This window comes from Paenibacillus taichungensis (assembly GCF_047302525.1).
GTDB classification, from domain to species: Bacteria; Bacillota; Bacilli; order Paenibacillales; family Paenibacillaceae; genus Paenibacillus; species Paenibacillus taichungensis_B.
On the sequence record NZ_CP168020.1, the window covers coordinates 2,554,940 to 2,567,354 of the forward strand.

12 protein-coding genes are annotated in these 12,415 nt (G+C 46.1%); 9 read left to right on the forward strand and 3 right to left on the reverse strand.

Annotated elements, in window-relative coordinates:
* Positions 1-11: 11 nt before the first annotated feature.
* The 3 genes from ACDJ58_RS11855 to ACDJ58_RS11865 form a co-directional block, all read right to left on the reverse strand.
* Positions 12-710: a Crp/Fnr family transcriptional regulator gene (locus tag ACDJ58_RS11855; RefSeq protein ID WP_413378096.1), complete on the reverse strand. Its 699-nt coding sequence runs from the start codon at positions 708-710 to the stop codon at positions 12-14.
* Positions 711-744: 34 nt separating this feature from the next.
* Positions 745-1,170 (reverse strand): DMT family transporter, encoded by a 426-nt coding sequence (locus ACDJ58_RS11860; protein WP_079344274.1) that lies wholly within the window; start codon positions 1,168-1,170, stop codon positions 745-747.
* Between the two features lie 169 nt (positions 1,171-1,339).
* Positions 1,340-2,137 carry a Nif3-like dinuclear metal center hexameric protein gene (locus ACDJ58_RS11865; RefSeq protein ID WP_413378098.1) on the reverse strand — a complete coding sequence of 266 codons (798 nt, stop codon included), beginning with the start codon at positions 2,135-2,137 and terminating at the stop codon, positions 1,340-1,342.
* 271 nt (positions 2,138-2,408) lie between these two features.
* Here ACDJ58_RS11865 and ACDJ58_RS11870 point away from each other — a divergent pair, with 271 nt between their 5' ends.
* The 9 genes from ACDJ58_RS11870 to ACDJ58_RS11910 all read left to right on the forward strand — a co-directional run bounded on the left by ACDJ58_RS11870 (position 2,409) and on the right by ACDJ58_RS11910 (position 12,361).
* The gene (locus ACDJ58_RS11870) at positions 2,409-3,014 is read left to right on the forward strand and encodes a biliverdin-producing heme oxygenase (protein ID WP_413378100.1); all 606 of its coding nucleotides are present in this window, start codon (positions 2,409-2,411) and stop codon (positions 3,012-3,014) included.
* Between the two features lie 16 nt (positions 3,015-3,030).
* Positions 3,031-3,240 (forward strand): hypothetical protein, encoded by a 210-nt coding sequence (locus ACDJ58_RS11875; RefSeq protein WP_413379624.1) that lies wholly within the window; start codon positions 3,031-3,033, stop codon positions 3,238-3,240.
* 275 nt (positions 3,241-3,515) lie between these two features.
* Positions 3,516-5,099: a TerB N-terminal domain-containing protein gene (locus tag ACDJ58_RS11880; protein WP_413378102.1), complete on the forward strand. Its 1,584-nt coding sequence runs from the start codon at positions 3,516-3,518 to the stop codon at positions 5,097-5,099.
* Positions 5,100-5,106: 7 nt separating this feature from the next.
* The gene (locus ACDJ58_RS11885) at positions 5,107-6,447 is read left to right on the forward strand and encodes an ATP-binding protein (RefSeq protein ID WP_413378104.1); all 1,341 of its coding nucleotides are present in this window, start codon (positions 5,107-5,109) and stop codon (positions 6,445-6,447) included.
* Positions 6,444-8,657, forward strand: coding sequence for a DEAD/DEAH box helicase (locus ACDJ58_RS11890; protein WP_413378106.1), 2,214 nt, complete (start codon positions 6,444-6,446; stop codon positions 8,655-8,657). The genes ACDJ58_RS11885 and ACDJ58_RS11890 overlap by 4 nt, the downstream gene beginning before the upstream one ends.
* 335 nt (positions 8,658-8,992) lie before the next feature.
* Entirely contained in the window at positions 8,993-9,946 is a 954-nt protein-coding gene (locus ACDJ58_RS11895) for an EamA family transporter (RefSeq protein WP_413378108.1), read from the forward strand.
* Between the two features lie 203 nt (positions 9,947-10,149).
* Positions 10,150-10,575 carry a cupredoxin domain-containing protein gene (locus tag ACDJ58_RS11900; protein WP_413378110.1) on the forward strand — a complete coding sequence of 142 codons (426 nt, stop codon included), beginning with the start codon at positions 10,150-10,152 and terminating at the stop codon, positions 10,573-10,575.
* Positions 10,576-10,672: 97 nt separating this feature from the next.
* Positions 10,673-11,695 (forward strand): SDR family oxidoreductase, encoded by a 1,023-nt coding sequence (locus ACDJ58_RS11905; protein WP_413378112.1) that lies wholly within the window; start codon positions 10,673-10,675, stop codon positions 11,693-11,695.
* Positions 11,696-11,704: 9 nt separating this feature from the next.
* A complete protein-coding gene (locus ACDJ58_RS11910; protein ID WP_413378114.1) occupies positions 11,705-12,361 on the forward strand; it encodes a prolyl oligopeptidase family serine peptidase in 657 nt (218 codons plus the stop codon).
* Positions 12,362-12,415: the final 54 nt, after the last annotated feature.

Sequence of the window (12,415 nt, forward strand, 5' to 3'; positions counted from 1 at the left end):
TATAGATCTCCTTATTCATAGATGTTGTGACCCGCTACTTCTGCCAGACCTGCCCGATCTTTGACCATAATAAAGCCCTGGTCCCGCATGATTAATCCATCTGCACACAGCTTCTGAATCACCCGATTCAAATGCCGATAACTCGTTCCGATCAGATTCGCGATATCTGTCAAATTGAAGGCGTCCAGTTCTTCGTGGACTACAGTTCCCGCTTCTTCGGTAGAGATGGAGAGCAGATAGCTGGCTAATCGAACCTCGACCGGATACATCAAGTTGAAGTTGGAGAAGTTCGAATCAATATAAAACTTGTGGGATATAATTTTGAGCAGAAATTTCAACAGGGGTGCGTAATCGCTGGCAAGTTCAGCTAACCATTGATAATGAATGCGCAGCATCACCACAGGGGAAACCGCCTGCACGGTGTTCACGACATTGCTCTCCCGAACGTACTCGATATCACCAACCACTTCAAGCGGTGTTTTGAAGCAAAGAACGAGTGTTTTATCCTGTGGTGAGGTCGTGAAGATTTTGACTTTCCCCTCGACCAGCACATATAAATATTCGGATGTTTCGCCTTCGCGGCAGATCAATTCGCACTTCTCGAAGTGGCATAACGTCATATGCGGACGCAGGGGCTCGTGAAATACCGATTCGAGTTGATACTGTTTTATATAGTGCAGCAATTGATGCTCATTCTGAAACTCTTCCATATTGTATTTCACCCCCGACTTTATGCTGACCTAGCTACAGTTTCATAATAATGACGCCAGTAACCATTAAAGCTATACCCAGAAATTGTGGTAGTTTCATTTTCTGCTTCACAACCCCAAACCATCCGTTACTGTCAACCAGAAAGGTCAGGAACAGCTGTGCAATCAACAGGGCTGAGATCGTAAAAGTTACCCCAATTTGTTGGATAGCGGTGACTTCACTGAAAATAATTACTGCACCAAACGCGCCTCCCGCCAGGTACATGGGCTTCACTTGCTTCAATCCTTGCAGGTTGATGTCCCGCACGAATACAAGGATCAGAGCCGCCAGGATGAACCCGGTGAGTTGTGTAATGGTTGCGGCTTGCCATGTACCGATGTCCGTACTGATTCGGGTATTGGCAACCCCTTGCAGGGTAATGCATGCACCGCCTAATAGTGCAAAAATAATTCCTCTCATGGTTGTTACTCTCCTTGTCGCGTCATTACTTCTTCGATTTCTATTAAATGATATATTCACTCAAAAAGCCAAGGACAAATGTCCTCAGCTCAGAAGTTATAGCATTTAGAGTACAATAAACCCTCCGCAAAATCCAGAAAGGACCTAGGATTGCTCGTTATTCTGAAAATCACAATACTTGAAACACCGGTTGCTCACCAATAAAATGAACAGGCACTTCCGGAAAAGCTGTAGCCAATCTTTCAGACAAAAGTTTCATTCCGGAAGCCTCACTCTCGGCATGACCGATCATAAGAAGAGCCTTTTCTTTTCCTTGCTGCACAGCATCACGTATGTACTCCGGTGTCTCCCATTCGAATCCTTCACCAGCGATAATTAGATCCAGCTCTTCCTGTTGAAGCAGAGGAATGGTTTGATTGCCGTTGCCTCGAAAACCAACAAGCACTGCTGCTCGTCTGCATATCATCTTTGGATCACCAGCTAGGCGTACATATTCAATTCCAAGCGAACGTTTAATATGTTCCGCAATAAGCTGAACTGTCATTCCTTCTGGAAAGGACAGAAGGTCAGCTTCTGGTCTTCTCTGCTCCACATAGAGGGACCACCCTAGTGCTTGAACCAAGCCTTCCGTAATGCCATCCGGTTGATAGCGGTGAATTGCATCATGGCAGCGATAGATCGCAATTCCGCCGTTCTCGATTAGCGTTCTCTTGGTTTCATAAACTGGATCATCAGCCAGCCAATCGGTATGGCTATGATGGTTATAGAAGGGAGGTTCATGAGCGATAATTAGATTAGCTCCACGCTGTATTGCATGCTCAATCACGTGTTGTGTAGGCATAAAAGTTACAAAAACGCCTGTGACCGTTTGGTTGGGAGAACCCGTTATCAGTTGATCCACGGTGGTTTCTGGAAGTTCAACTTCGACGGTAAGGTGATCCATAATGTGTTGAATGGTTATATTCATATACTTCATACCTCCAAGTACAGGATATGCCCAGTGTATCATGTTGATGGATGAACAGCATTATAGATATACCTTTAGTATAACAACGTAGATAGTATTCAAGATGTAACCTTGCCGGATTCATATAGTTTTCTGGAGCAAGAAAAAGTATACTTACATAGAGTCTTTATCTAAATGAAATGGAGTATCTATTCGAACCTACACTGTAGATTCAGTTAAGTATAAGTCTTAATTCTGATGAAGAGATCCGACATAGAAGGGCGATGATTACATGACAGCCAGTACCATTATGGAACGTCTGAAGAGTGAGACAGCTCATTATCACAGACAAGTGGAACAGAACGATTATGCCAAGGCTATTATGAATCAAACCGTTAGTTTGGGAGAGTATAAGAAATATCTGGAGAAATTTTACGGGTTCCTGAAACCATTGGAAGATCAAGCTGTACAGCAGCCTTTCTGGGAAAACACGGGACTGGATATCGGGATTAGAGGAAAAGCGAATTTGCTTGAAAATGACCTGAGGAATCTTGGCGCCAGTGAAGAGGAGATCAGCCAGGTTCCTTTATGTAAGGATCTTCCGGATATCTCGACACCAGCAAGGTTGTTCGGTTATTTATACGTCATTGAAGGATCTACGAACGGAGGTCAGATCATGACCAAACGCTTGTCGCAGTTCCTGCCGATTGAAGCAGATCGTGGGCTGGAATATTTTAATGCGTATGGTACGGAAACCAGAACGAGATGGGCGGAGTTCACGGAACTACTGCGTCAATCCATCACGGCGGAAGAAGATCACGACATCATGGTGCACACGGCTTCGGAAACGTTCCGATTACTTGATCAATGGATCAATACAAATACAGTTCATTTGTAAGTAGGAAGAGTTCATTATTTATTGTAATAACAAGGCAGCTGAACTACTTGGTTATGAAAATGCCAAAAATCTCATCGGCAAGGATTTCAGGGGATTTGTGCCCGACAAGACGAGAACCATTTTGCAGCAAAACCTGGAGGAACTGAAGCTCAATAATACTCGTCTGTTTACCAACCAGGCGTATTTCACCACAGCAACTGGCACGTCCTTACTGCTTGAGAATTGAGAAAGCCAGCCTAGCCCTTGCTCAAGCCAAGAGTGACGGGAAAAATCGGGCTATCATGGTTTGATACGAGGTTGTACTAACCTTGCTGTTAAGGGTGCAGCAAAATGGTATAGAGGGAAGGCATTTAAACTGGATATCAGTTTGAATGTCTTTCTTTTTTCTGCTAATAAGGAAAGTATTATTTTCATCACCGCAGGCACAGGACAAGTGTTATAATGATGAATATGGATACACTTGTTCGTATTCACACGTAGAGGACGGTGAAACGGAATTCAATGAAAGAGGATTCAAGACAACTGGAATTTATGGAGATAGATCTAAGCGAAGAGCCCATCACAGCGGCAGTCCCGGTTCCTGATCGTTCATCGATTGTCCGTGCTGATTTTGATATAAGATTGCCTGGCGGCATATTGTCTTCTGAGAAAAGGTTTGTAGAGGAAGCAAGGCAACTCATTGAAGTGGAAGGGGAGCAGGCTCCCTGGGTTCCTTTTATGAGTTATTGGCCGACTTATGGTGTAATGAACGAACCCCAGCGCCAGTGGTATATGTATTGGAGGACGGAAGTCCGGCAAGGACGGTTCCCTGATACGGATCTGTCCTATCTGTTTGTTCATATTTATGAGCTGATAAACGGAATTGGTTGGCAGGAACAAGAGGAAGGTTACGACCAATTAAAAGAGCTATGGATCAACTATCGTGAACGGCTTCCGCAGTTGGATGTGTACATGCAGGAATGGATTATTGATTATGATCTAGTCCATGAGTTGAACATGTCATTATCCGAGATGGTGGAGCTTTCGAATGGCAATCTTCCACCTGAGATTCTGGATATGGAATTGCAACGGCTGTTGAGCAGCAATATATCGGATATCTCGCTGAAGTTGTTACAAAGATATTATGACTACGACATTACGCTCAGCAAATTTTACAGAGATGGCGGCAAGAAGGTTCTGGAACAGTACATTCCCCGAGTTATGGTTTTGGTGGATTCTTATCTGCTGCGTACACGCAAGGCGGGCATATTGGATCAGTTCGAGTTAAATCATGAAAGGACTATCGAACGTACATTGTTTCGAAAGGCCGTATATGATGAATCCATTTATGGAAAATCGGTTCGAATAACATATGTTCCGATTGGAGATCATGCAGAGTTTGTCCAGTTTGTAACCCGAGTATTTCGATGCACGGAAAATAAATGCCGTGAACTGCTCGGTTTCAGAGGGAGGCTTCGTGGAAAGACCCTTGAACTTGAGCTTGCAAAAGTGATTGAACGATACCTGGACAAGGCATTTGCAGTCGAGCAAATGCCAGCAGTAGAGCAACGAATAGTTCGAATTGATGCGGAGAAACTTGCATCGCTGCAACAGGAAAGCGAATATGTGCGCAGAGCACTCATGATCGAGGAAAATCATCCCTCCGAAGTTGAGCATACAAACAATGTGGGCAGCCAAGCCCCTATGGCGATCCAGAATTCAACGGATGAAGCTGAAAGTGCTAAGCAGTCTAATCTATCGGAAGTTGACGTTGAGGGAGCGCTTAAAACTGACGGAGGTCAAGGAGACGGGAATAGCGAGCCATTATCATTACAATGGGAGGCGGATTTTTCTGCTGATCTGGATGAAGAGTGGATACAGTTCTCTGAAATGCTGTCTCCGCAGCATGTACAGGCCATTTATGCCTTGCTTGATGTCAACCCGGATACGGAGCTGATGCGGGTAGCTGAGCAATATGGAACGATGCCTGCACTTCTGTTGGATGAAATTAATGATGTGGCCATGGAAACGATTGGTGACCTTCTGATTGATGGTGATCGTATAGTTTCGGATTATATGAATGTGTTTGAACATGTGAAGAGGTGATTGGGCAGTGGCAGAACTTAAAATACCGAAGCGGCTGACTACCGCACTAGTGAATTCGTTGACCGCGGGCGTTGTGCCACGAATCGGACTGGAGCAGATTGCTGTTGGTCGGAAGTCTGAAGTGGACGCGATCTTGCGGGATATGGACAACATTGCCGAAGGCGGGGCAGCGTTTAAGCTGATTACAGGAAGGTATGGAAGCGGGAAAAGCTTTCTGTTGCAGATGATTCGGAACTATGCGATGGATCGGGAATTTGTTGTGGCTGACGCGGACTTATCACCTGAGCGCAGACTGGTGGGAACCAAAGGTCAGGGGCTTGCAACATACCGCGAGCTGATGACTCGTCTGTCTACTCGTACACGTCCGGATGGCGGGGCACTGGAACCGATTTTGCAGAAATGGATCGCTGGTCTTCAGCAGCAAGCGATGCAAAGTCAGGGCTTGCGCCCGGATGATCCGGCTCTTCCTGCTGAAGTCGAGAAGCAGATCTATGCAGTGACAAACGAAATGCAGAATTTGGTGCATGGATTCGATTTTGCCAAGGTGCTGGCTTCGTACTGGAACGGTTATAAATTGGCGGATGATGACCGCAAACAGGCGGCGCTGCGCTGGTTGAGAGGGGAATTCGCAACCAAGACGGAAGCCAAGAAAGAGCTGGCTGTCGGCGTCATCATTGATGATGATAACTGGTATGACTACTTCAAATTGTGGTCCGAATTTACGGCACGGATCGGTTATAAAGGACTACTGTTGTTCATAGATGAAGCGGTGAATCTGTATAAAATTACAAACAGCATATCCCGGCAAAGCAACTACGAGAAGCTGCTTACCATGTTCAATGATACGATGCAGGGCAAAGCAGAACACCTTGGTATTTTTGTAGGCGGCACACCACAATTCGTGGAGGATGAAAGACGGGGACTCTTCAGTTATGAAGCACTTCGTTCGAGACTCATTGATGGCCGCTATGCAGCAAGAGAATATGCGAATTATACCGGACCGATCCTGAAACTTTCAATGTTGTCCCATGAAGAGATTTTGATTCTGTTGCAGAAGCTGCGTCAGATTCATGCTCTGCATTTTGGATATAGTGCAAGTCTATCGGATGAGGATTTAGTTGATTTTATGCAAACAGCGGTCAACCGGCTCGGCGCGGATGAGTTACTGACCACACGTGAAGTGGTACGGGACTTCATGGATCTGCTGCACACGCTCCATCAGAATCCCGAAGTGACCTATGTTCAATTGCTTGGTGAGCGAGCAGTTAAACCACAGGAATCAGGAAAAGGAACGGATTCATCATCTGCTGATGATCTGGATGATTTTCTGGCGGAGTTTGAATTATGAGTGAGAACCCTTTCTATCGACTGGCTCCTTTTGTACAGGAATTTATTTATAAAAAAAGATGGGAATCACTTCGGCCTGCCCAGATTGAAGCTTGCAACATTTGCTTTCATACCCCGCATCATATGCTGATTGCGGCAGGCACAGCCTCCGGTAAGACGGAGGCGGCTTTTTTTCCTGCACTGACCGAGCTGCATGAACGGCCCTCCAAATCCGTGGGCATCTTGTACATCGGGCCGCTTAAGGCACTCATTAACGACCAATTCGAGCGACTAAAGGACTTGCTGTCCGAGGGCAATATTCCGGTATGGCACTGGCATGGAGATGTGCCTCAGGCAGAGAAAACACGTCTCATGCGAAGTCCATCCGGTGTGCTTCAGATTACGCCTGAATCGCTCGAAGGTCTGTTGATGAATCGTCCCAATGCCATTCCGGCGTTATTTCATGATCTGCGATATGTCATCATTGACGAGGTTCATGCATTCATGGGAGCGGATCGAGGCATTCAGGTATTGAGCGAACTGGCACGAATTGAACGTATGGCTGGATGTAAACCGAGAAGAGTGGGATTATCTGCGACACTAAGTGATTATGATGCTGCTACAGCCTGGCTCGCTGCTGGAACTAACCAGGGGGTGGATGTGGTTTCTTCACCCGGTGGCCGCAAGCTGCGTCTGCGGGTGGAGCATTTCTCGTTTCCGGATACACGAGATGAAGAACAAGCGGAACATCTGCATAACGCACGTAAAGTCTATTACGACTTCATCTATGAGAGTACACATCGCAAAAAGGCTTTAATATTCACCAATAGCCGGACGGATGCCGAAGTCACTATACTTGAGATGCGGCGTGTCGCCGCACGGAGACAGGAGCGGGACGTATTCCATGTTCATCATGGGAGCATTTCCGCGATGTTGAGAGAAGAGACCGAAGCCGCCTTACGAACCGGATCAGGGCCAGCAGTAGCTGCGGCTACCGTAACGTTGGAACTGGGGATTGACCTGGGTGAACTGGAGCGGGTTGTACAGCTTGGAGCGCCTTATAGTGCGTCAAGTTTTGTTCAGCGTCTTGGACGATCAGGCAGGCGTGAGGATATGGCTTCCGAGATGCTATTTGTATGTCCGGAAGAAGAGGATGAGGAAGCTCAATTGCCTGCTCGAATGCCATGGACACTCATGCGGGCTATTGCTGTTATTGAATTGTATGTAAAGACCAAGTGGGTTGAACCGCTTGAGGCCCGTAAGATGCCGATGGGCGTGCTCTATCATCAGACGATGAGCATGCTGAAAAGCATGGGGGAGGCCGAACCCAAAGAACTGGCTGAGGCCATGCTTTCGCTGGCACCATTCGCGCAGATTCGTGCAGATCAATATCAGCTTTTTCTAAATTATCTGATTGAGACTGATCATCTGCAATGGACAGAAGATCGGACTTTAATCATCGGGCTTACGGGTGAGAAAACCGTCAATAACTATCGCTTTTACGCGGTGTTCAAAGATGATGAAGAGCACAAAGTGCTGAACGGTTCCGAGGAGATCGGCTCCATTACAACCGTGCCCCCACCTGGATACTGTTTCTCCCTTGCCGGAAAACTGTGGAAAGTGGAAGAGGTGGATCACAAGCATAAATCCGTGTATGTGAAGGCGGCCAAAGGCAAAGTGGATACGTTATGGCTTGGTGCGGGTGGGGACATTCATACGACGGTCGTCCAGAAAATGCGTGAAGTACTGTCCGACACGGTGATATATCCGTATCTGTCTCCGCAAGCGGTAAATCGATTGGAACGCGCCCGTCGACTTGCACGTGAAAGTGGGTTGCTGAAACAGGTTGTCATTCCAGCTGGAGGAGATTCCTTGTATGTATTACCCTGGGTGGGAAGCAAATCTTTCCGCACACTGGAACGTTTAATGAAGCACAATTTGTCTGAAAAGCTTGCCTTGCGATCTGTTGTACCTATGGAGCCTTATTATTTTGTCGTGTCAGGAAAAGTGGATGGTCGCACACTTTTGGCCGAGATTATGAGTGAGTGTCGAACAGCGAAAGACGCATCTGCGTTACTTTCAGAAGATGAAGCACCGTATCTTGGTAAATACGATGAATTTGTGGCTCCTCCTTTGATCCGAGAGGCCTTTGCAGTGGACGGATTGGATTTAAATGGTCTCAAAGAAGGATTGCAGCAAACGTTAACATGGGATTCTTCATCTATGAAATGACGCAATAACGTATTCCTTTTGTTTTTAATTTGAATTAAAAAAATTTAAATTGTGAATCAGGGTTGACACCACCTCACCTGCCATGTAATATATGAAAAGTCGTCACACACGAATCGCAAACAACAAATGCATATTTCATTTCGTATAACCTCGCAGGCCGAAAGTGTACACAGGGCGAGGGTCTCTACGGGAAGCCTATACTTCCTAACTACGATGCCAGGAATCATTGTATTCCTTGCTCGTAGTTAGGATTTTTGCATTTGGATGGTGTCTGTGACCTTGGCATGGATCAAACATGCAGACGCATTTTTCGATCATCAGGAGGTTTATCTACAATGAAATATTATCTGTCCGTTCTCGCAGGAGCGATGAGCTATGGCATATTATCCACAATTGTGGTTCTGGCTTACGGCGAAGGGTACAAACTTGGAGAGGTCGTGGGCACACAGCTGATCACGGGCTTCATTCTGTCCTGGATGCTGGCATTATACTCGAAGTTTAGAATGAAACGGAAATCACAGGCAGATGGAAAAACATCAGCAGCCGTGGCAAAAGCATTTCAGAAATTAACGTGGAAGCAGCGTTTGGTGTTGATGGCTGCGGGGACGCCGACGGTTATTACCGGTCTTGTCTATTATCAGTCTTTACGATACATTCCCGCGTCACTAGCCATTATTCTTTTGTTCCAATTTACATGGATTAGCGTATTGATTCAGGCCGTGAGCAAACGACAGCGTCCAGACAAAGTAACGTTCCTGACTTTGATTATCCTGTTTGGCGGAACATTGCTGGCAGCAGGTTTCCTGGAACAGGGACTCGGAGAGTTTAACGGCTTGGGCATAGCACTTGGCTTGATGGCGGCTGTAAGTTACTCCCTGTTTGTAATGTTCAGTGGTAAAGCGGTTCCATCAGCACATCCGGCTTTTCGCAGTGCATGGATGGTCACTGGAGGTCTGGTCTTGCTGTGCATCCTGTTCCCGCCGACGTTCCTGTTTAACGGATTGATTTGGAGCCAGCTGCTTGTCTTCGGATTGTTGCTTGGCTTCTTCGGAGCTTTTATCCCACCAGTACTGTTCGCAGTAGGTGTGCCTCATATTGGGGGCGACATGGCCGGAATTCTTGGTGCAGTTGAACTCCCAATCGCGGTGCTGCTCTCATCCATTGTTCTTCACGAGCATGTGAGCCCATTGCAATGGATCGGAGTTATTGTGGTGCTAATCGGTGTAGCGCTGCCAGAGATTTATAAGTTGCGGATGAGACGAAGTCGAAATACACCTCTATATTCCTGAGTGGGATTAGATAGAATTATAAAGACAATAGCTATAGCTGAAAGAGCCTGAGTGACACAGGCTCTTTTTTTGATGAATTCATTTACTGGGCTAAGTGACGACCCATCGATATGGCCCATTCGAGTCATTTTCAATTTTAACCGGATGGGGTATGCTGAAGAAGAGTTGCAATAGAATGGGAACATAGACAGAGGAGCGTTGAGATGAAAAGCTGGATTAGCAAAACCTGGCCTTGGCTTACGCTGGGAATTACTGTAGTTGTGCTGCTTGGATCTTTTATGGTGTATTTTATGGGCAAGGACATGTCCCCAGGCTCAGGAAGTGCCGTAACGGCCAAAGCCGAGACGCCGGAGGACTTGAAGGGATATGAAGTAGTTAATGTTAACGTAAGCAATGACGGTTTTGAACCTGATGTTATTGAAGTTAAATCCGGAGTCCCTACCAAAATCAACTTTATTCTTACTCGGCAGGTCACACACGTTAAATCGGTGGCATCAAGAAAGCTTGGCATGGATCTGTACATGCAAAAGGGTGATAATTACTACACCTTGGACAAAGATCTGCAGCCTGGGGAATATGAGATACACTGCGGTATGTACATGATTTACGGAACGGTTAAAGTTATATAATGGACAGGAGCAAAGATTCTTCAATTGAATCTTTGCTCCTCTTTTGTGTGCGTGATATCATGGACTAGTGATCAATTTCATCTGGAGGTGGCCAAATATGAAAGCGCTATTTATTGGAGGAACAGGTACCATCAGTACAGCAATTACCGATCAGCTTGCCAAGCAAGGCTGTGAACTTTATTTGATCAACCGGGGAAATCAAAATGGCAATTTGCCTGCGCAAATCAAAGTGCTGCAAGCCGATATTAACGATGAAGCACGGGTAGCGGAGCTGATTGCCGACCTGGAGTTCGATGTTGTCGCAGACTTTATCGCGTTTGTACCTTCCCAGCTGGAGAGAGATTACCGTTTGTTCAAGGACAAAACGAAGCAGTTTATATTTATCAGTTCGGCATCTGCCTACCAGACACCACTTGCTGATTATCGGATCACGGAAGGTACGCCTTTATCCAATCCGTATTGGGAATATTCGCGCAACAAAATTGCTTGTGAAGACTATTTGATGAAACAGTATCGTGAAGAAGGATTTCCGGTAACCATTGTGCGTCCCAGCCATACGTATAGTGAACGTTCTGTACCTCTCGGTGTACACGGAGCAGAGGGAAGCTGGCAGGTCCTCAAGCGCATACGTGAAAATAAACCCGTACTCATTCATGGAGATGGTACATCTCTCTGGACCATAACGCATAACCGTGATTTTGCCAAAGGATTTATTGGCCTTATGGGCAATATTCACGCGATTGGTGAATCGGTACATATTACCTCGGACGAGTCAGTAACCTGGAATCAGATCTATGAGATTATTGCAGGAGTGCTTGGTGTCAAGCTTCATGCGGTTCATGTATCTTCCGAGTTTTTGGCGGCGTGCAGTGATCAGGATCTTCGAGGCGGTCTGCTGGGAGACAAGGCAAATACGGTTGTATTTGATAACAGTAAATTAAAAAGGCTTGTTCCGGAATTTGTGGCAACGATCAGGGCTGATCAAGGAATCCGGAGTACTATAGAATATATTCTTGCACATCCTGAATTGCAGACCGAAGATCCCGAATTTGATGCATGGTGTGACAAGGTGGTCGGAGCATTGGATGAAGCATTGCTGAAAATTAGAGATGAGAAGTGAGGCGAGCATATGTCCCAAACCGGGCATCGACTGGTAAAGGAAATCACCAAAACCGTCACTTTGGACTATTTGCTGCACATTCCTGAGAAGGAGGAACCACCTGCAGAGGACCAAAAATGGCCTGTCATTTTGTTTCTTCATGGTGCTGGGGAACGCGGTAATGATCTGGAAATGCTTAAAGCACACGGGGTTCCGCTTATTGCCGATCAGGACAAGAGTTTCCCGTTTATCGTGATTTCACCGCAATGTCCTGTGGACGAATTTTGGGGTATGCATCGCGAAGCTGTTATGGCCCTTCTGGAACATGTTTTGGAAAACGAAGCTGCTGACCCGAACCGGGTGTATCTTACAGGTCTGAGTATGGGCGGGTATGGTGCTTGGGATCTGCCACTGTTTTACCCAAATACATTTGCAGCATTGGCTCCTGTATGTGGGGGAGCAGACCCTTCCAAAGCGGAAGAACTGTATAATATACCGATCTGGGCATTCCATGGTGCCAAGGATGACATCGTTTATGTTACGGAATCCGAGAAAATTGTTCATGCGCTTGAAGCGTTGAACGCGGATGTGAAGCTGACGATATATCCTGAAGGTAATCATGATGCTTGGACCGAAACGTATGACAACCCGGAATTGTACAAGTGGTTTCTCAGCCATACGTTATAATCAATCAATCGTTCGTAATTGACAATATTCAGCATTATTAAGTATTTACTTTCG